General features: G+C 70.4%; 14 protein-coding genes and 1 pseudogene. 11 read left to right on the top strand and 4 right to left on the bottom strand.

Going from position 1 to position 19405, the window contains the following annotated elements:
- Nucleotides 1–16: 16 nt before the first annotated feature.
- The 5 genes from AB0M70_RS00230 to AB0M70_RS00210 all read left to right on the top strand — a co-directional run bounded on the left by AB0M70_RS00230 (nt 17) and on the right by AB0M70_RS00210 (nt 8763).
- Complete coding sequence (locus AB0M70_RS00230) at nt 17–1546, top strand: alpha/beta hydrolase (RefSeq protein WP_365814682.1); 1530 nt, start codon at nt 17–19, stop codon at nt 1544–1546.
- 264 nt (nt 1547–1810) lie between these two features.
- A complete protein-coding gene (locus AB0M70_RS00225) occupies nt 1811–2974 on the top strand; it encodes an ATP-grasp domain-containing protein (protein ID WP_365814680.1) in 1164 nt (387 codons plus the stop codon).
- A gap of 101 nt (nt 2975–3075) precedes the next feature.
- Nucleotides 3076–5814, top strand: a complete 2739-nt coding sequence (locus tag AB0M70_RS00220; RefSeq protein ID WP_365814678.1) for a non-ribosomal peptide synthetase — start codon at nt 3076–3078, stop codon at nt 5812–5814.
- A 14-nt stretch (nt 5815–5828) separates the two neighbouring features.
- The gene (locus AB0M70_RS00215) at nt 5829–6791 is read left to right on the top strand and encodes an NAD(P)-dependent oxidoreductase (RefSeq protein WP_365814676.1); all 963 of its coding nucleotides are present in this window, start codon (nt 5829–5831) and stop codon (nt 6789–6791) included.
- Between the two features lies 1 nt (nt 6792).
- A complete protein-coding gene (locus AB0M70_RS00210; RefSeq protein WP_365814674.1) occupies nt 6793–8763 on the top strand; it encodes an aminotransferase class I/II-fold pyridoxal phosphate-dependent enzyme in 1971 nt (656 codons plus the stop codon).
- Between the two features lie 6 nt (nt 8764–8769).
- Here the strand turns inward: AB0M70_RS00210 and AB0M70_RS00205 are convergent, their stop codons facing one another.
- Entirely contained in the window at nt 8770–9219 is a 450-nt protein-coding gene (locus tag AB0M70_RS00205; protein ID WP_365814672.1) for a hypothetical protein, read from the bottom strand.
- 92 nt (nt 9220–9311) lie between these two features.
- On the opposite strand from AB0M70_RS00205, the gene AB0M70_RS00200 reads away from it, so the two are divergent.
- The 3 genes and pseudogenes from AB0M70_RS00200 (at nt 9312) to AB0M70_RS00190 (ending at nt 13660) form a co-directional block, all read left to right on the top strand.
- Nucleotides 9312–11093, top strand: a complete 1782-nt coding sequence (locus AB0M70_RS00200) for a carbamoyltransferase C-terminal domain-containing protein (protein ID WP_365814671.1) — start codon at nt 9312–9314, stop codon at nt 11091–11093.
- Between the two features lie 164 nt (nt 11094–11257).
- Complete coding sequence (locus AB0M70_RS00195) at nt 11258–12736, top strand: esterase (RefSeq protein ID WP_365814669.1); 1479 nt, start codon at nt 11258–11260, stop codon at nt 12734–12736.
- A gap of 110 nt (nt 12737–12846) precedes the next feature.
- Nucleotides 12847–13660 (top strand): annotated as a pseudogene (locus tag AB0M70_RS00190) (SDR family oxidoreductase).
- A gap of 30 nt (nt 13661–13690) precedes the next feature.
- On the opposite strand, the gene AB0M70_RS00185 reads toward AB0M70_RS00190, so the two are convergent.
- On the bottom strand, nt 13691–14815 hold the full coding sequence (locus AB0M70_RS00185; protein ID WP_365814667.1) for a hypothetical protein: 1125 nt from the start codon (nt 14813–14815) through the stop codon (nt 13691–13693).
- A 201-nt stretch (nt 14816–15016) separates the two neighbouring features.
- On the opposite strand from AB0M70_RS00185, the gene AB0M70_RS00180 reads away from it, so the two are divergent.
- A complete protein-coding gene (locus AB0M70_RS00180) occupies nt 15017–15202 on the top strand; it encodes a hypothetical protein (RefSeq protein WP_365814666.1) in 186 nt (61 codons plus the stop codon).
- On the top strand, nt 15199–16038 hold the full coding sequence (locus AB0M70_RS00175) for an aldo/keto reductase (RefSeq protein WP_365814664.1): 840 nt from the start codon (nt 15199–15201) through the stop codon (nt 16036–16038). Before AB0M70_RS00180 ends, AB0M70_RS00175 begins: the two co-directional genes overlap by 4 nt.
- 21 nt (nt 16039–16059) lie before the next feature.
- Here AB0M70_RS00175 and AB0M70_RS00170 read toward each other — a convergent pair whose 3' ends face one another.
- Both AB0M70_RS00170 and AB0M70_RS00165 read right to left on the bottom strand, forming a co-directional pair.
- Nucleotides 16060–16599 (bottom strand): GNAT family N-acetyltransferase, encoded by a 540-nt coding sequence (locus tag AB0M70_RS00170; RefSeq protein ID WP_365816213.1) that lies wholly within the window; start codon nt 16597–16599, stop codon nt 16060–16062.
- A gap of 77 nt (nt 16600–16676) precedes the next feature.
- A complete protein-coding gene (locus AB0M70_RS00165) occupies nt 16677–17996 on the bottom strand; it encodes an aminotransferase class I/II-fold pyridoxal phosphate-dependent enzyme (RefSeq protein ID WP_365814662.1) in 1320 nt (439 codons plus the stop codon).
- A gap of 142 nt (nt 17997–18138) precedes the next feature.
- Between AB0M70_RS00165 and AB0M70_RS00160 the strand changes: the two genes are divergently transcribed.
- Nucleotides 18139–19341, top strand: coding sequence for an MFS transporter (locus tag AB0M70_RS00160; RefSeq protein WP_365814660.1), 1203 nt, complete (start codon nt 18139–18141; stop codon nt 19339–19341).
- The last annotated feature ends 64 nt before the right edge of the window (nt 19342–19405 follow it).

Here is a 19405-nt window from a genome sequence, read left to right as displayed (position 1 = left end):
CGGAAGGATCGTCCGCATGCAAAGACGACCGCTCGTACCGCTGTTGGCGGTGAGCGTGATGGCGGCTCTGGCGCCCGGCCTGGCCGCGACCCCGGCCGGCGCGAGCCCCTCGGCCCGCTCGGCGCCCGCCGCGACGGCCGAGGCCCTGCGTCCGTACACCCAGCAGAAGCTGGTCTGGAAGGAGTGTGGCGTCGACACCCCCGCCGCCCTCCGGTGCGCCACCCTGAAGGTTCCGCTGGACTACCGCGCCCCCGGCGGCAAGCAGATCGACATCGCCATATCCCGGCTCAGGACCAGCGCCCCGGGCAAGCGCCACGGCGTCCTGCTCTCCAACCCGGGCGGCCCGGGTGGCCCCGGCCTCGAGATGCCGCTCGAACTGGACCGGCATCTGCCCCAGCGGGTGAAGGACCGGTACGACCTCATCGGGTTCGACCCCCGGGGAATCGGCAGGAGCACGCCCGTCCGGTGCGGCATCAGCGCCGAGGAGAACACGCTGCTGCGTCCGCTGCGAACGTTCGACAAGAACGTCGTGTGGGCCAAGACCGTGGCCGACAAGTGCCGTTCGAAGGCGGGAAACACCCTTCGGCACATCACCACCCGCAACACCGCGCGCGACATGGACGTCCTGCGGGCGGCCCTGGGCGAGCGCAGGATCTCGTACTACGGGGTCTCCTACGGCACGGCACTCGGCGCCGTCTACATGCAGCTCTTCCCCCGGCGTGCCGACCGCTTCGTCCTCGACAGCGCCGTCGACCCCGAGCGGATGTGGCGCGAGATGTTCCGGGTCTGGAGCACGGAGGCGGAGCGGGCGTTCGCGCGGTGGACGAAGTGGACCGCCGCACACGACGCGGCCTACGGCTTGGGTGACACACCGGCCGCGGTGAGCAAGACCTTCTGGGACGTGGTCGACAGGGCCGACCGGGAGCCGATCGTCGTCGACGGGATCCCGCTCGACGGCGCCGGCGTCCGGGACCTGGTGCGGGCGGAGTTCTTCACCGTCCGCCACGCGGCCGAGCGGGTCGTGCGGCTGAAGGAGGCAGCCGGTGGCGGCATGCGGGGCGGGGACCTCGCCGAGCCGCCGGAAGAGCCCGACATCTCGGCCACCATGGCCGTGGTGTGCGGTGATGCCCCCTGGCCCGGCGACCCCGAGACGTACCGCAGGGACTCGATCCGGGACGCGGCGCGCCATCCGCTGTACGGGGACTTCGCCGCGGGCATCATGCCGTGCGCCTTCTGGGACAGGCCCGTTGAGCCCGCCACCGAGGTGAACAACAAGGTCCCGGCGCTGATCGTGCAGAACGAGTGGGACTCGCAGACCCCGCTCGTCACCGCGCGCGCCATGCACCGCCAGCTGAAGGGCTCGCGCATGGTGACGGTCGACGAGGGCGAGGGGCATGGCGTCTACTCGACGAACGCGTGCGCGGATGCCACTGCCGACACCTACCTGGCCACCGGTAAGCTCCCGGCTGCCGACGTGACTTGCCGGGCGACCCCGGGCGAGCGTCGCGCCGCGTCCTCGCTCCCTGCTCCAGGGCCCCTCGGCTGACCGCCGGACACGCGTTCTGACAACGCCCGGAGCGGGCAGCGGCGATTGCCTCCCGCTCCGGGTTATTTGCCTGTTCCAGTGGAATGGCGATGTGTGGAGCTGCGGCGGAATGATTCATTCCATGCCTATTCGACTAAAGCTTTACTTGTGAGTTAAATCACATCTCACCCAGCAAACGATCATGATTGCGCATATCCACACGGCTGTGACCCGTGTGACAGGATGCGACGAGTTGGTTGGCTAGCTTTAATTCGGGGAGAGCACATGCCGACGATGATTGTCATCGGTTACAGAGATGACCTGGACCAAGTTCTCCGGCGCAGGGGACTGGATCCCTGCTATATCGTGCAGGCGCCTTTCGGCGTTCCGAAGGGGCGACGCTTCAAGCGCGTCGCCGACATGGAGAACATTCAGGAAGTATGGCGGGCGGTGCTCTCCGCGCAGGTCGGTGAGGTGGCAGGAGTGCTCACCGTCCATGAAATGGGCGTATTCAGCGCCACCTATCTGCGGCAGCAACTCGATCTCCCCGGGAATGTCGACTCAAGGGCCGCCCTGAATTTCCGGGACAAATTTCTCCAGAAGAGCAAACTGCCTTCGCACGTGAAGCGGGCACGCTGCCGTTACGTATCGAAGGACACGTCGTTCCTGGAGCTCTCCAGGGAACTGGGCGACGTCTTCGTCATCAAGCCGGCGATCGGCGCCGGATCACTGCGTACGAGCATCGTGCGCTCTCCCGAAGAGCACGCGCGGGCCCTGGAGCAGTTCCCGGGCCAGTCGGACGTCGAGATCGTCGCCGAGTCCTTCGTCGACGCCCCCGAGGTCTACATGGACGGCATCTGGCGCAACGGCCGCCTGCAGTGGTCGTCCATGAGCAGCAACCACATCTCGCCGCTCAGCGCCGTACAGGGCGGCATCCTGTCCGCGCACATCCTGGACCGCAGACTGCATCCGGACCTGTTCCGGCAGGCCGAGCAGCTCGCCGGGGACGCCCTTGGCGGCCTCGGCGCACCGGACTGCGTGTTCCACATGGAGGCATTCGCGCGCGAAGCCGGGCTGACGTTCGGCGAGTGCGCCATCCGGCTTCCGGGTGCGCTGTCCCCGCAGGTCAATCAACTGACCTTCGGCGTCGACCTCTTCGACGTGGAAATCAGCCTCGCGCTCGGCGAGGAGCCGGCGCAGGTCCCGGACGGCCGGGTGCCCGACCGCTTTTATGGATACATTCTCCTGCGCCGCTCCGGCGACGACACATTGACCCAGCAGGATTTCGAGCGCAACTTCACCGTCGACGAAATCGCCTACCCCTTGTCGCCCGACGGGCCGATCGGCCCGTACGGCCGATACGGGCAGGCAATCGTCTCCGACCCGGACGAACTGAAGCTGCAGAAGACGATCGACGAAATCGTGCGCTTCAACGAGGTCGGCACCTGACGGAATCCGCCCAACCGCAGGCGTTTTCCAAGAAGACCTGGCACGATTCGCGTCGCATCCCCAGCCATGGTGCTTTTCCCTGATCGGAGGTCGTCATCCCTATGCCGGATCAACGTCATGCTTCGACGCTCCCGCAACTGCTCGAGTGCGCGGCTCGGGACACATCGCGAGGCATCACCTTCATCGGCGGGTCATTCCTCTCGTACGCCGAATTACGAGAATGTGCTCGCCGGATCGCCCAAGGACTGCGCGACCACGGCACCGCCCCGGGCGAGCGGGTCCTGATTTCCGCCCACGACCCCGAGAATTTCTTCCGCGCTTTCTGGGGGTGCGTCCTGGCCGGCGTCGTGCCCTGCCCGGTCGCGCCGCCCGCCGACCCCGCCCGGTGGCGCACGCAACTGGAGCATCTGCGCACGCTGTTGGCCGACCCCCTGGTGGTCCTCTCCAAGGAGTCCCAGGGCGACCTGCCCGACGTCGGGCTGCGGGCGGTGACGGTGGAGGAGCTGAGCCATGCCGCCGCCGACGACGACCAACTCCACGCGCCCGCCCCGGGCGATCTCGCCGTGCTGATGCTCACCTCCGGGTCCACCGGATCGAGCAAGGCGGTCAGGCTCACCCACGCCAACCTCCTCGCCGCGCAGGCCGGGAAGGCGGGGGCGCTCGACCTGGGGCCCGACGACACGTCGCTGAACTGGATATCGGCCGACCACATCGCCGCGATCGAGGCGAACCTGCTGCCGATGTTCAACGGAGCCGACCAGGTCATGGCGACTCCGGCCACGGTGCTCGCGGACCCCGTCGCATTCCTCAGGCTGCTCGCCGCCCACCGGGTGAGCGTGACGTTCACGCCCAACTTCCTGTTCGGGCAGATCAACCAGGCCCTCACGCAACGCCCTTTGCCGCCGGGAGAGTTGGACCTGTCACGGGTGCGGCACATCATCTCCGGCGGCGAGGCCACCGTGACCGGCACCGTCCGGGCGTTCCTCGACGGGCTCGCGCCGCACGGACTGCGCGAGGACGTGATCGTGCCCGCGTTCGGCATGACCGAGACGTGCGCGGGCAGCGTCTTCAACCGTGAGTTCGCCGCCCGGGACCTGGACACGGAATTCCCTCCGTTGGGCCGTCCCGTACGAGGCCTGCACATACGCGTCGTGGACGGCGACGGCACGGTCCTTGCCTCCACCGACGGGCCCATCACGGACGGCTCCGGCGAGGTGCAGCTGCGCGGCACGATGGTCACCGACGGCTATCACGGCAACGCGCAGGCGACCGCCCAGGCCTTCACCCCCGACGGCTGGTTCCGCACCGGGGACCTGGGCCGCCTCGACCCCGAGGGACGGCTGACGCTCGTCGGCCGGACCAAGGACTCCGTCATCGTGAACGGCGTCAACTACTACAGCCACGACCTGGAAGCGGTCCTCGACGAACTGGACGGCGTGCGGCGCGGCCAGGTCGCCGCCTTCCCGATCCGGCCCGAAGGCGCCGATTCGGAACAGCTCGCCGTCGCCTTCGTCCCCGCGGGCGACCCCACCGACGACACGGCCGTCTACCGGGCCCTGGTCGCGATCCGCAGCTCCACGGTGATGCACTGGGGCTTCAGGCCCCAGCTGATCCTGCCCGTCGCCGAGGCCGAGATCCCCCGCGGCAACCTCGGCAAGATCCAGCGGTCGCGGCTGCGAGCCGCCGTGGAGGCCGGCGACCTGGACGCCGCCAGGCGCCGCTCCGACGAGGTCAGCACCCGCTTCCTCGGCGGATACGTGGCGCCGCGGGGCGACGTCGAGATCACCCTCGCCGACGTCTACGCCCGAGTCCTGAACACCCAGAAGGTCCCGGCGACGGCCAGCTTCTTCGACCTGGGCGGCACCTCGCTCGACGTACTGCGGCTCAAGCTGGAGATACAGACCGAGTTCGGCATCGACGACGTACCGATGTCCACGCTCCTTCAGGCCCCCAGCGTGCGGGCGCTGGCCGGCCGCCTGACCGCCGCACGCGGCGCCGGCGGAGACTCCGCCTACGACCCGTTGGTGCCGCTGCAGGTCACCGGGGACGGCACGCCGCTGTTCTGCGTCCATCCGGGTCTCGGGGAGGTGCTGGTGTTCGTCAACCTCGCCAAGTACTTCACCGGCGAGCGGCCCTTCTACGCGCTGCGGGCCCGCGGATTCGGGCAGGGCGAGAGCCACTTCGCGTCGTTCGACGAGATGGTCACCACCTATGTGGAGGCGATCCGGCGGACCCAGCCGACCGGGCCCTATGCCGTGGCCGGGTACTCCTACGGCGCGGCCGTCGCCTTCGAGATCGCCAAGCGCCTCGAGGCCGACGGCGACGAGGTCAAGTTCGTGGGCGTCTTCAACCTGCCGCCGAGCATCTCCGGGCGCATGAACGAGATCACCTTCACCGACGGCGCGATCAACCTGGCACTGTTCCTCGAGCTGATCACCCCCGCCGACATCGAGGGCCTGACCGCCACCCTGCGCCCGCTGCCCGAGGCCGACCAGCTCGCCCACCTCGTCGACCACGCGCCCAAGCGGCGACTGATCGAACTCGACCTGACCGTCGAGCAGTTCACCACCTGGGTGCACCTGGCGCAGAACATGGTGCACCTGGGCCGCACCTACGAACCCTCGGGAACGGTCGGCGACGTACGCGTCTTCTACTGCACCCCGCTCAAGGGCACCAAGCAGGAGTGGCTGGACGACCAGCTGCGCCACTGGGACGACTTCACCCGCGACCCCAACCGGTACATCGAGGTCGACGGCGAGCACTACACCCTGATGAGCCCGCAGCACGTACAGACCTTCCAGGCAACCTTGCGGCACGAACTGAGCCAAGCGCTCGGCTAAGGACGGACACAGGAATGCACGGCAAGAAGATTCTCGTCACGGGTGGCACCGGGCAGGTCGCGATGCCTGTCGCCGAGGCGCTCGCAGCGGACAACGAGGTGTGGTGCCTGGGCCGGTTCGGGGACCCCGGCGCCCGCAAGGCCCTGGAGGAGATGGGCGCGCACACCTTCACCTGGGACATGGCCACCGATGAACTGACCGGCCTGCCGGACGACTTCACGCACGTACTGCACTCGGCGGTGCACCGGGGCGACGGCAAGGACTTCGCGGAGACCGCGCGCGTCAACGCCGCGGGCACCGCACGCCTGATGACCCACTGCGCCACCGCCGAGGCGTTCCTGTACGTCTCGTCGGGAGTGGTCTACAACCGGGCCGACCGCACCCATCGCTACCGCGAGGACGATGCCGTGGGCGGCGCGGTGCCCTGGCTGCCGACGTACCCGGTCGGCAAGCTCGCCGCCGAAGGAGTGGCGCGGGGCCTGGCCGAAGCGCTCGGACTGCCGACGGTGATCGCGCGGCTCAACATCGCCTACGGGCCGTACGGCCACGGCGGTGTCCCCATGATCCTGTTCCGGCAGATGCGCGCGGGACAGCCGTGCGCGGTGCCGCGGCAAGGGCAGAACCACTGCAATCTGCTGCACACCGACGACCTCGTCCGGCAGGTGCCGCTGCTGTGGGGCGCGGCGCGGACGCCCGCTCGGGTGGTGAACTGGGGTGGGGACGAGGAGGTCGGCATGACCGACCTTCTCGAGTACATGTCCGCGCTCACCGGCGTACCGCTGCGGCTGGACCGCAGCGACTACAGCCGAGAGACCGCGATCTTCGACCACGAGGTCCGCCGGGGCCTGATCGGCGACTGCTCCGTCGACTGGAAGGTGGGCATCGCCCGCACGCTGGCCGAGCTGTTCGAGGAGTACCGCGACCGCGTCGAGGCCCACGTCGGCCCGGCCGCGACGGAGCGAGGAGGGGAGCACTGACATGCGCAGGCCCACAGACACGCAGGCGCTCCAGGAAGCGCTCGGTGCCGCCCTGGGAGGCCGCGAACCGGTGGGGGCCCTGGCCCAACTGACCCGAGGGGAAGGCGCTTTCGGCTCCTTGAGCCCCGACATCCTGGAGCGCCCCACCCTGATCGGCGGCGCGGCCCTCTACCACCCGACCAGCCCCGCTCCCTCCGCCCACGCCGTCGAGGCGCTGGTGCGCCGCGCCGAGGCGTTGGACGTACGGCAGATCCTCGTGCCCAATGTGCGCCGCACCGACGACCCCCGCACGCTGCGCGCGGCCGGCTTCGTCCCCCTGGCCGCCGATCACGAGTGTGTCGTACGGCTGACGGGGGACGTGGACGAGGTGCTGCGCGCCCGTGTGGGCGGCGGGCGGCAGCGCGCCCTGCGCCGCCGCCACGAGGCGCTCTCCCGCGACCTCACCTGGGAACGCATCCGCCTGAGCGAGCTCGGCGAGACACCGTGGGCGCGCGATGCCTTCGTGGAACTGCACCGGCGGCCGGCGGAACGCAAAGGCGGTGGCCACAACCCGTACAACACCGGGGCCCTCGACGTCTTGGCGGGCGGTGCGTTGGCGGACCGCCTGGAGATGCTCGTGCGCCGCCGGGGCGACGCCGTCGTCCAGGTCGCCCTCACCGCCAGGTCCCACAACGGCCGGGGGCTCTACCACCTGACGCAGGCCACCGACCCCGACGCCCACGATGTCGCGCCGGACGATCTCCATGCCGCGGCCCTGTACGGGCTCTACCTCGACGCCAGGCGCGCGGGCCTGCACTGGGTCCACCTCGGTCCGGGCGATGCCGACGACAAGCGCGGCCTCGGAGCCGACCTGTTCGTCCCCCTCGACCATTGGCTGCGGGCGGAGGACAGCACGGCTCCGGAGACCGTGGGGGCGGAGCCGGCGCTGTCGCGCTTCGCGGCTCCGCCCGTCACGACCGTGCTGGTCCCCGGCCCGGCACGCGCCCGCAGTCAGCCGCGGTTCGACACCATCGACCTGTCGGGCAACACCAACCCGTTCCTGGGCAGCGCGGGCCAGTACCCCCATCTCGACACGGCCGAACTCGCCCGCACCTACCTGGACACGATCGCGAAACTGCCCGGCCACGAGGGCACGGACACCCTGACAGCGGACCATCTGCTGTTCTCCAGCGGTTCCGTCGACGGCGTCATGCTGCTCCTGGCGGCACTCGCCTCGCCCGGCGAGAGCGTGTGCGTCACACCGCCCACCTTTCCGCTCTACGCCCACTTCGCCCGCCTGCTGCGCCTGCCGCTGGTCGAAGTGCCCCTGCACGGGGACGACTTGTCCGAGCTCGACACGGAGCGGATTCTGGCCGCCGATCCGCGCATCACCATCCTGTGCGATCCGAACAACCCCGTGGGGACCAGGCTCGACCCGGAGCGGGTGCGGGCACTCGTCACCGGTACGCGCGGCCTTGTCGTGATCGACGAGGCGTATGTCGAGTTCAGCGAGAAGCCCTCGTACGCCGGTCTCGTCGCCGAGCACGACAACCTGATCGTGCTCAGAACGCTCTCCAAGGCGTGGGGGCTCGCCGGCGCGCGGTGCGGGATCGCCCTCGCGCACCCCGGGATCATCGAGGCGCTGCGGCGGGTGCAGGTGCCCTTCGGGTTCACCGACGCGTCCCAGGTCGCCGTCCGGGACCGGCTGACCAGCAGTCGCCGGGTGCTCGCCAGCATCCGGCACATCCGGGCCGAGCGCGACCGAATGGCCGGGATGCTGGCCGAACACCCGGCGGTGGAGCGGGTGTTCCCCTCGGAGGCCAACTTCCTGCTGGTGCGGCTGCACAAGCACGAGCGCGTCATGGAGCAGTTGCACCAGGCGGGGATCGTGGTCGCCGACGTCGGTTTCCTCATCCCTGCCACCTGCCGGATCTCCGTCGGCAACCGGCGTGCGAACGACGCGCTGCTCGCCGCGCTCTCCGCCGCGCTGTGAACCGGATCAGGCGTCGGCGGCGGTGCCGTCCGCCAACGGAAGGGGCTTGTTGGCCCCGTCCTTTATCTCGACGACAAGGAACGACAGAACTGAGTCGCCGATATTTTTCAGGTCATGGAGGTGATAACCCTCCTCGGCGAAGCTGAAATGCTGGGTCTGCCCGCGGACATACGAGATTTCCCGGCTGCTGCCGTCGCTCGCGTGTTGGCGGGCCAGACCGTCGGTGAGTGCTGTCCAGGAATAGTCAAGTACGTGCCGGTGAACCGGAATGCGTTCTCCCGGCTGGAGATGCGTTTCCCAGATGCGCGCCGATTCGGTCTCTTTCACCAGCGTCCGGCCCACGCGGCCGTTCTGCGTGTTGGTCTTGAATTCCTCGTGCAGAGGAGGGCTCCAGCGGTCAAAGCCTTCGGCGACGACTGTGCTGGTCAAAGGGGTTGCAGAAGCATTGCTGCCCACGAGCGGATCCTTTCGGTCACGGGTGTCCGGCCCCAGGTTATGACCGCCCGAATTGCAGTGGCAAGGTGCTTCGACAAGGAGGATGAAAGCCCGTGATCGTGCTCGGTTACAACGGATTCACCAGAGGTGCGGAACTCTTCGGACGTCTCTACGGGGCGACCGGTGTCGGCCGTAATCTCCTGGTGGGTCATGACGCGGCGGCTGCCCTGTCCATCGACGGCGAAGTTGTCGCCGCCGTCGAGGAGGAACAGCTGAGCCGGGTCAAGAAGACCTCCGATTTCCCGGCCGACGCGATCCGGTGGTGTCTGGAATCCGCCGGAGTCGAACTCGACCAGGTCGACGTCGTCGCCTTCCCCTGGCGCTTCTCGCCGACCGTGGCGGAGGAGATGATCGCGAAGATATGTGACTCCGACCTGCCGGTCGCGGCGAAGTTCGACTCGCTGCGGCGCACGGGCGAGCTCTACACCGGGATGCTCAGCCGCGACGCGGTGTACGGCGACTTCGTCCGGCGCACCGGCCACGCGCTGGACCCCAACAAGCTCACCCTGGTGCCGCACCACCTGGCCCACCTCATGTGCGGCGCCTACCTGGCAGGCGGGGGCGACGCGGCCTTCCTGGTGAGCGACGGGCGGGCCGAGACCCTGTCCTCCGTCATGGGCGAGCTGCGCGACGGCGTGGTCCGCCTTTTCGACGAAGCCACCGTCGACATGGCCAGCTCGCTCGGCGTGGTCTACGGAAGGATCACCCGCTATCTGGGCTTCGTGCCCAACAACGACGAGTACAAGGTCATGGGCCTGGCCGCCTACGGCCCGTCGCCCCAGCACAACCCGCTGCTCGAACACGTCGTGCGCCTGCACGAGGACGGCTCGTACACCCTCTCCGTCCCCGCGGACGTCGGGGCCTACCACGCGCTCTTCGACGAACTGTTCGGCGGTGACAGCGAGAAGCGCGAGGAGTTCGACTTCCGGGTCAAGGTCGCCGGGCTCGCCCAGCACATGGTCGAGGCCGTCACCGCCCACCAGCTGCGGAAACTGTCCGCCGCCTCCAGCCTGGACACCCTGCTCTTCGAGGGCGGACTCGCGCTCAACTGCGTGGCCAACACGAAGATGCTTCAGCGCTCGTCGTTCACCGGCATGGAGGTCAGCTTCGGTGCCAGCGACCCGGGCGTCGCCATCGGTGCGGCCGTCTACGGCGCCGGTCTGCGGAACCGGCCCGCGGACGCGGTCACGACGCCCTACCTGGGGCCCTCGTACGACGAGCGGCAGATCCTCGGCGTCCTGGGGGAGTACGCGGACCGTGTGGAGTGGCAGGAGGAGCCCGATGTCCCCGCTGCCGCCGAGAGGACGGCAGAGCTGCTGGCCGGGAAGAACGTCGTGGGCTGGTTCCAGGGCCGTGCCGAGTTCGGGCCGCGCGCCCTGGGTAACCGCAGCATCCTCGCCAACCCGGCCTTCCCTGACATCAAGGACATCATCAATCTCCGGGTCAAACACCGGGAGCCCTTCCGTCCGTTCGCGCCGGTCGTCCTCGCCTCCGAGGCACCCCGCGTCTTCGAGATGGGCAAGAAGACCGCGTCCCCGTACATGACGTTCGTGTTCCCGGTGCGCAAGGAGTACCAGGAGCGGATCCCCGGCGCCTGCCACGTGGACGGCACGGCGCGCGTCCAGACGGTCGACGACCGGCAGAATCCCGCGCTCGCCCAGCTGCTGCGCGCCTTCACGGCGAGGACGGACGTGCCCTGCCTGCTCAACACCTCGTTCAACGTGGCCGGAGAGCCCATCGTCTGTTCGCCGCGGGACGCGCTGGAGTGTTTCCTCGCCACCGAGATCGATCACCTGGTCATCGACCGGTTCGTGGTCACCAAGAAGGCCCGCTGAATGGCGGCCATGGCTTCAGAGGAACGGCACACCCCGCTTCTGAGCGGGACGTCGCGTACAACCCTTGTGCCCCATGCGGTGTCGAACAGGGCGCCGGACAAGGAACGGGCCCTTTCCGGACACCCTCGCGCCTGCCCGGCCACTTTCCTTCTCAGGAGCCGCTCGTGCGCAAGAACCGTTCGGCCGCCCTCGCCGCGGCCTCATTCCTCCTTCTCAGCGGAGCGGGCATCGTTGCCGCCCCCTCCGCCGTCGCCGGCACCCCCGGGGGTACGCACGCCGACGACCGCAACAGTGACTTCAACGGCGACGGATACGAGGACGTGCTGGTCGGAGCCCCGGGGGCGACGGTGAGCGGCCAGAAGGGCGCCGGTCTCGTCACCGCCCAGTACGGCTCCTCCAGAGGCATGAACACCACCTCCGTGGACCGGTTCAGCCAGTCGACCGCCGGTGTCGCGGGCGCCGCCGAGGCGGCCGACGGTTTCGGCACGGCCGTCGCCACCGGTGACCTGGACGCCGACGGCTTCGACGACGCGATCGTCGGCATCCCCGGCGAGGACATCGGCGACACGGCGGACGCGGGTGGGGTGGCGATTCTGTGGGGCTCGAAGGACGGCCTCAGCGGTGAGGCCAGCGACTGGCTGGAGACCCAGGAGCCCACCAAGGGCGAGCAGTTCGGCCTGAGCCTCGCCGCCGCGCACCACACCGACGAGACGCCGGGCGACATCCTCGCCGTACTGGACCGCGACGACCTGGAACTCTTCGCCTACGACGCCGCGCCGCAGGCCGACGGGCAGGCCCCGCTGCGGCGCCAGGAGACCAAGCGGCTCTCCGCGGCGGCCGAGGAGCGTGACATCACGCCGAAGTCGCTCACCACCGGCGACTACGACAACAACGGATACGCGGATCTCGTCGTGTCCGGCGTGACCGTGGGCGAGGAGCCGGGGCACGGCTGGTCCGCGTACTTCTCGGGCAACGCCGACGGCCTCAAGTACGAGCACGACCTGCACGGCGGGCCCGTCGCCGCGTCCGGTGACATCAACCACGACGGCTTCGACGACCTGGTGACCGGAGAGCCCAACTCCCCCGACGACGGGGGCGAGACGCAGACCGGTGGCCTGGTCGGCGTCCGCTACGGCGACGCGGGCGGCCTCAAGGACGAGGCCAAGTGGTGGACGCAGGACAGCGTGGACGTGCCCGGCGTCGCCGAGCGCGGCGACGGCTGGGGCGCCGATCTGTCCGTGGCGGACACGAACGGCGACGGATACGCGGATGTCGCCATCGGTGCTCCCGGCGAGGACATCGGCACGGTCGCGGATGCCGGGGCGGTCTGGGTGCTGCGTGGCTCCGAGCACGGCCTGACGGGGGTCGGAGCCAAGTCGTGGGACCAGAACTCCACGGACATCCCCGGCGCGGCCGAGAAGGGCGACAAGTGGGGCGCCCAGGTGCGCCTGACGGACCCCAACCGCGACGGTCGCTTCGGTCTGTTGGCCGCCGCACCGCGCGAGAACGCCGGTGACGGCATCGTGTGGGTCCTGTCCGCGGGCTCGGGCGGCATCACCGCGTCCGGGTCGTGGACCTACGGCGCGGAGTCGCTGGGCGCGCCGGGCACGGGCGCGGCGTTCGGCGCGGCGATCGACGAGTAAGGGCCCACGGCCCGCGAGGGCCTTCGGGCAGGTCGACCGAACGCGGTCGTGAGCGGCCTACGTATGATCACGGCCATGTGCTCACGACCGCGTTCGGAGGCTGAACAGACATGACGGAGAGCCGAGTTGTCGTCGTCACGGGTGGCGGGACGGGCATCGGTGCCGCCACCGCCCGGCAGCTGCGTGCTGCCGGGCACCGCGTCGTGGTCTCCGGACGGCGCCCCGAGCCGTTGCGCCGCGTCGCTGAGGAGACCGGTGCGCTGGCCCACCCCGCGGACACGGGCGATCCGGCGGAGGTCGCCGGGCTCGTCGCGGCGACCGTCGAGACCTACGGCCGCATCGACGGGCTCGTGCTCAACGCCGGGGTCGGGCGCAGCGGCGCGGTCGGTGATCTGTCCGACGAGGACTGGGACGCCGTGCTGCGCACCAACCTGACGGGCCCCTTCCTGCTGATGCGGGCCGCGCTTCCCCACCTCCTGGAGGCGCGCGGCTCGGTGGTCGCGGTCGCCTCGGTCGCCGCACTGCGCAACGGGGTGGCCAACGCGGCGTACGCCACGTCCAAGGCGGCGCTGCTCCAGCTGTGCCGCTCCCTCGCCGTCGACTACGGCAAGGCCGGTCTTCGCGCCAACACCGTGTGCCCCAGCTGGGTGCGCACCGAGATGGCCGACCGGCGGATGACCCGGTTCGCCGAGGAGGCGGGCCTGGGGGACGGCGGGGCCGACGCGGCGTACGAGGAAGCGACGCGGCTCGTCCCATCGGGCCGGCCGGGGCAGCCGGAGGAGGTCGCCGAGGCGATCTCCTGGCTGCTTTCGCCCGCCGCCTCCTTCGTCAACGGCGCGTCGCTGACGGTCGACGGCGGGGTGACTGACGGCCGTGGACCCCGGAACCTCCGCCTTCGACTTCAGCATCACGCCGAGGGCCTAGGAGCAGGCTCGGCGGCGGCGGGCGCTCGGGTCAGCCGAAGCGTTCCACGCGGAGCTGGGCGGGTGGGAACGGCGAGAAGGAGGTCGTGCCCACCGACCAGTGACCGCCGTCCGTGCCGGGGATCGGGGCGATGGCCTGGGGCAGGTAGGTGGACGGCGTCTCCGGTCCGCGTTCGCTGAGCCAGGCCGCGCCGTCCCAGCGCAGGTAGTGGGCGCGCTTCTGGTCCCAGAAGTCCCAGCCGCAGATCCGGTCCGGCCGCCCGGCGGCGTCCCCCGCGATACCGCTCAACAGGCCGACGGTGAACGGCGCCTGGACGTTGCTCCACTGGGCCCCGTCCCAGTGCTGCAGCGTGACGCCGGGCGGTTTGCCGGGCGGTCCGCCCACGCCGTACGCGAACCCGGTGAGCCAGATGTCGTCGTGCGCGACCGGGAGCAGTCCCGTCACCGAGGCACGGATGCCGAGCGTGCGGGGCACCACCGTCCAGGCGCCGTCCCAGCGGGCGATGATGTCGCCGTAGACCCACACCTCACCGCCGGGCGTCACATGGACGCCGGTCGGCGTGGGCGCGGCCTCGTCCGGCAGCGGCCGGCACCAGCGCCACGTCGTGCCGTCGGTGCGCATCAGGCCGGCGCGGTCACCGTGCCGGCCCGCGACCCAGAACCGGCCGTCGGGGGCAGCGGTGACGTCGGTCAGCCGTGTCCCCGGTTCGCCACGCCCGGGGAAGTCCGTCTCGCGCCAGGTGGTGCCGTCCCACGCGAGGAGCTGGTCGTGCCCGGCGGTGTCCGTGCCGATGGCCCAGGCGGCGCCGTTCGCCGAGGTGCCGTCCGGTGAGGCGGCGACCGCGCGGAGTCCGCCTCGGTACGTCAGGTGGGAGAGGTCGGTCCGTGACCAGGCGGAGCCGTTCCAGCTGAGGGCGAGCGGGGTGCCGAGGGTGCCTCCGTAGCGGCCCTGTTCGCCCACGGCCCAGGCGAGTTCGGGGCCGGCGGCGGTGACCGCGAGCAGGTGGGCCGCCTCTTGCGCGGCTGGTGCGGCGACGTGTTGCCAGGCTGCGGCCGCGGTGGCAGGGCGTGCGGCGGCAGCTCCGGCTAACGGGACGGGCAGGCTTAGTCCTGCGCCGGTGATGGTCAGTCCGCGGACAAAGACTCGTCTTCGCATGAAGGAACCCTTCTTGAGGCTTGAGGCTTGAGGCTCGAGGTTCAAGGTTTGAGGCCTTTCGGGAGGCAACACCCTGAACCGGGCGTCGTGGGCCGTCAATGCACGGGGGTGCGCAATTCGCGGCGGGATCGGCGGATCGGGCGGGAACCGATCACGCAGGCGGTTCGTCGTCGTGGTGACAGCTGCGGCGTGAGGAGGGGCATGGCCGAGGAACCGTCCGCAGGGGAGCTGCTCCTGCTCTTCCTCATGGTCGGGGGCACCGTCACTCTCGCGGGCGGGGCGGTGGTGCTGTCACTGGTCGGGCTCGTGGTCTGGGTGAACCACCGTCTGCGCAGACGGCGCCGGCTCGGCCCGGACAGATCCACGAGGGGGAGACACGACACATGACATCGAGCACCTTCCGCATCGGCGGTGAAATCCCTGTCCACCGCATGGGGTTCGGGGCGATGCGCCTCGCGACCGAGGCCGGAGCGGCCAGGAACGCCTCCATCGCGGTGGCCCGACGGGCCGTGGAGCTGGGCATCACGCTGATCGACACGGCGTTCATGTACGGGTGGGGCGCCAACGAGGAACTTCTGGTCGAAGCGCTGTATCCGTACCCCGACGACCTGCTCATCGCGACCAAGGTCGCGTTCGAGCGCCCGAGTGCGGGCGAGGAGGCGCGGCCCAACGGACGGCCGGAGTTCCTGCGTGAGCAGGTCGAGCAGGCCCTGCGCCGACTGCGCGTCGAGCGGATCGGGCTGCTCCAGATGCACCGTCTCGACCCGAAGGTGCCGCTCGCCGATCAGCTCGGCACCCTGCGGGAGTTCCAACTCGACGGCAGGATCGGGCACATCGGCCTGTCGGAGGTCACCGTCGACGAGCTGCACGAGGCGCGGCAGGTCGTCGACGTGGCGAGCGTGCAGAACCGCTACAACGTGCTGGACCGGGAGCACGAGGCCGTGCTCGACGCCTGTGACGCGGCGGGGATCGCCTTCCTGCCCTGGCGGCCGGTCCACCCGGCGGCCTCGAGCGGGGCGGTCGAGATAGCGGCCGTCGCGGCGGAACTGGACGCCACCGCGGCGCAGGTCGCCCTTGCCTGGCTGCTTGACCGTTCGCCGGTCGTGCTGCCGATTCCCGGCACCGCCTCGCTCGACCACCTGGCGGAGAACGTCGCCGCGGCCGGTCTCCGGCTGAGCGCGGAGCAGCGGGAGCGGCTCGACCGGATCACGCTTCCCGCGTAGGGCTCAGCCGGGCCGTCCGCATCAGGGGGCGGGCCGGTCGATTCGGTAGAGGTGGTGGGCGCGGTCGTCGAGGGGGTTGTCGGGTTCCAGTGACACCTCGGCGATCCGCCGCAGGCCCGCCTTCTCCAGGGCGCGCCAGGAGGCGTGATTGCCCGCGTGCACGGGGACGAGCACCGCGGTCGCCTCGGGGTGATCGCTCCAGGTGGCCTCGATGATCGCCCGGATCATGCGCGTGCCGAGTCCCCGGCCGACGTGTGAGGGCTCCCCGATCAGGTAGTCGATGCTCATGGCGCCCTCGGGAATCTCCGCCTGGCCGGCCAACTCGTCGCCGTACTCGGGGTAGTCGGCGTAGCGGCTGCGCTGGACGAGGCCGAACGGTTCACCGTCCAGCAGCATGAGCAGATCCTCCGACGGCTCCTCGCCGCGCGCCGCCGGACCGAAGTCGCGCGCCACCGCCTCGGGTGACGTCTCGTGATTCCACCAGCGTGCGACGTACGGCTGCTCGAGCCACCGCCGCAGCAGCGGGAAGTCCGGTTCGTCGAGCCGCCGCCAGCTGATCACTTGCTCGCCACCCACCGTCCGCCTCCTGTCGCCTCGTGCACTCTGTCTTGCCGTGGCCTCAACCTCCGCACGTGGCCTCAACCTCCGTACGTGGCCTCGGAGTCGTCGAGCACCGCGGCGAAGTCCGCGGCGAACCGGGCCGCGTCCCGCACCTCGAGCGTAGCCGTGGTGACCCGTACGGCGGTGGGCGTGGCGATGCGGAAGCGCGAGCCCGCCGCCACCCACCACCCGTGTGAGCGCAGGCCGTTGACCACTGCGGACTCGTCCCGCACCGGGACCCACACGTTCATCCCGCTCGCGCCGCGCGCCGCGATCCCGTGCCGCGTGAGTTCTGCGATCAGCGCCTCGCGCCGCTCGGTGTAGGCCTGTTCGGCGCGTCCGATCAGCGTCCGCGCGGCGGGATCACGCATCGTGCCCTCGACCGTCTCCTGCAGCAGATGACTGACCCATCCCGAGGTGAGCAGCATCCGGCCCTCGTGCCGGGCCAGCGTGGTCGCGTCGCACGCGAGTGCCGCCCACCGCAGGTCGACGCTCAGATGCTTGGACACGGTCCGTACCTGCGCCCACCGCTCAAGACCGCCGGAAGCCAGCGAGTGCGAGGGTGCGCCCGCGACCTCCGCGTTGTGGTCGTCCTCGATGACCAGGATGTCCGGGAAGCCGCCGAGAGCGTCGAGCAGGGCGTCGCGTCGCGCCTCCGAGAAGCAGCCGCCCATCGGGTTCTGCCCGCGGGGGCTGCACACCACCGCCCTGGCGCCGGCTCGCAGCGCGCCGGTCAGCGCGTCCGGTCTGATTCCCTCGTCGTCCACCGCGACCGGCAGCATGCGCAGGCCCAACGCCGGTACGAGATCGAGGAGATGGTGGAAGCCCGGGTCCTCGACGGCCACCGCGTCGCCCGGCTTCAACTCCGTGGACAGCAGCCGCGCCATGCAGTCCAGTGCCCCGTGCGCGAAGGTGACCCGGCTGTCGGGGACGCCGTCGCGGGCGAACCACTCACGGGACAGCTCCTCGAGTCGGGTACGGCGCGGCGAGGCGCGGTGCGAGCCGAGGACGGGGGCCACGCGCTCGGGTGGCAGCAGTACGGGCATCAGTGCGGGGTCCGGATGTCCGCCCGCCAGATCGCACACGCCGTGCGGCACTCTCGGAGGCCGGCGGGCGCCGACCGCGGGCGCCTGCGCGACCACCGTCCCGCCGCGTCCCCGCGTCACCACGATCCCGCGCTGCCGGAGCTCCTTGTAGGCCGTCGCCACGGTCCCCGCGCTGACCCCGAGGTCATCGGCCAGTCTCCGTACCGGAGGCAGGGCGTCGCCGGGGCCCAAAGCGCCTTCGGCCACGGCCTGTTCGACCGACGAGGTAATGCCCTTGGCGGTCGTGCCCTTGATCGCATATTGTGCTGCCACGTAATCAAGTATGTATCAGTACAAAAGTCGGAGTCAAGCGGGAAGTCGGGGTCACGTGGGAAGCCAAGGGGGAGTGGTGGGCATCAGTCGTCGGCGGGCCGCGCTGTACGCACGCATACCAGGGGGTCGCGACGGCCGCCGCATGCTCTGGATCGCTCTGATCAACAAGTGGGGAACCGGACTGTGGATGGGGGCGGCGGCCCTCTACTTCACCTTGGTCACCGGGCTCTCGGTCGCGGAGGTCGGCGTGCTCATGGGGGTCTCGGGCGCCGTCGGCATCGCCGGTGCGCCGCTCGCGGGTCACCTCGCCGATCGGTTCCCCGTCACGCGCGTCATCTTCGGCGCCCAACTCCAGCAGGCCATCGCCCTGTTGGCGCTGCTCACGACGGACAACTTCTCCCTGCTCCTGCTGTACTCGTCCGTGAACAGCCTCGCCGACCGCGGGGCCAACGTCCTCACCAAGCTGTACGCCGCCCGCATCGCGGGCCCCGACCGCACCAGGTACCAGGCCGTGCAGCGCACGGTGTCCAACGCGGGCTGGGCCATCGGCGGCCTAGCCGGTGCGCTCGCCCTCGCCGTCGGCACGGACCACGCCTACCAGGCCCTGCTCATCGGCAACGTGCTCAGTTTCCTCGTCGCCGCCTTGCTCACCCTGCGCTGCGCCGAACCGCCTTCCCCCTCCCGGGTGGTCACCGATTCCACGGTGTCCGAGCGTCCCGCTTCGCCGTCGAACCCCTGGCGCGACCGCCCCTACCTGCTGTTCACCGCCACCGAGGCGGCGCTCTTCCTCGACGACGCCGTGCTCCAGGTCGGCATGCCCCTGTGGATCGTGCACGCCACGGACGCACCGCACGGCCTCGCGCCGCTGCTCATGGTCCTCAACTGCGTGCTCGTCGTCTGCTGCCAGGTCCCGCTGTCACGCTTCGGGAGCACGCCGGACGCCGCCCGCGCACTTCTCGTACCGCTGGCCGCCTGCTTCGTGGTCGGCTGCGCCGCGATGACCGCGTCGGTGACGGGCGGTACCTGGCCGGCCGTCATCGCCCTGGTGGCCGCGGCGATCGCCTTCACCTTCGCGGAGATACTGCACGCCATCGCGTCCTGGGAACTCTCCATCGCGCTCGCCCCCGATGACGCCCAGGGCGCCTACCTCGGCGTACGGCCTTTCCTCGTCGGCCCAGCGCAGCGGGGGACCCCTCTTGGTCACGGCGGTGATCGCCGCGGGTCCCCTTGCCTGGCCGCTGCTCGGCGCGGGGGTGATCGCGACCGTCGCGGCGCAGCGTCACCTCGTACGCAAGAGGCTGGTGCGTGCGAGCGATCCGGTGGACGCGCCCGGCGCGGCGCATGACCGCGGTCAGCGGCTCACGTCGTAATCGGTCGCCGCGCAGGCCTACGCAAACGCCCCGCCCGCC

It is taken from the genome of Streptomyces sp. NPDC051214 (assembly GCF_040682375.1).
In the GTDB taxonomy this organism is placed as follows: domain Bacteria; phylum Actinomycetota; class Actinomycetes; order Streptomycetales; family Streptomycetaceae; genus Streptomyces.
Note: the sequence above shows the minus strand (reverse complement) of the source record. Positions and strands in the feature narration are given on the sequence as shown.

Excerpts from the sequence above, each read along its gene's own strand:
- AB0M70_RS00230 (WP_365814682.1), top strand. The coding sequence starts at position 17 with ATGCAAAGACGACCGCTCGTACCGCTGTTGGCGGTGAGCGTGATGGCG.
- AB0M70_RS00225 (WP_365814680.1), top strand. The coding sequence starts at position 1,811 with ATGCCGACGATGATTGTCATCGGTTACAGAGATGACCTGGACCAAGTT.
- AB0M70_RS00220 (WP_365814678.1), top strand. The coding sequence starts at position 3,076 with ATGCCGGATCAACGTCATGCTTCGACGCTCCCGCAACTGCTCGAGTGC.
- AB0M70_RS00215 (WP_365814676.1), top strand. The coding sequence starts at position 5,829 with ATGCACGGCAAGAAGATTCTCGTCACGGGTGGCACCGGGCAGGTCGCG.
- AB0M70_RS00210 (WP_365814674.1), top strand. The coding sequence starts at position 6,793 with ATGCGCAGGCCCACAGACACGCAGGCGCTCCAGGAAGCGCTCGGTGCC.
- AB0M70_RS00185 (WP_365814667.1), bottom strand. The coding sequence starts at position 14,815 with ATGCGAAGACGAGTCTTTGTCCGCGGACTGACCATCACCGGCGCAGGA.
- AB0M70_RS00180 (WP_365814666.1), top strand. The coding sequence starts at position 15,017 with ATGGCCGAGGAACCGTCCGCAGGGGAGCTGCTCCTGCTCTTCCTCATG.
- AB0M70_RS00175 (WP_365814664.1), top strand. The coding sequence starts at position 15,199 with ATGACATCGAGCACCTTCCGCATCGGCGGTGAAATCCCTGTCCACCGC.
- AB0M70_RS00160 (WP_365814660.1), top strand. The coding sequence starts at position 18,139 with ATGCTCTGGATCGCTCTGATCAACAAGTGGGGAACCGGACTGTGGATG.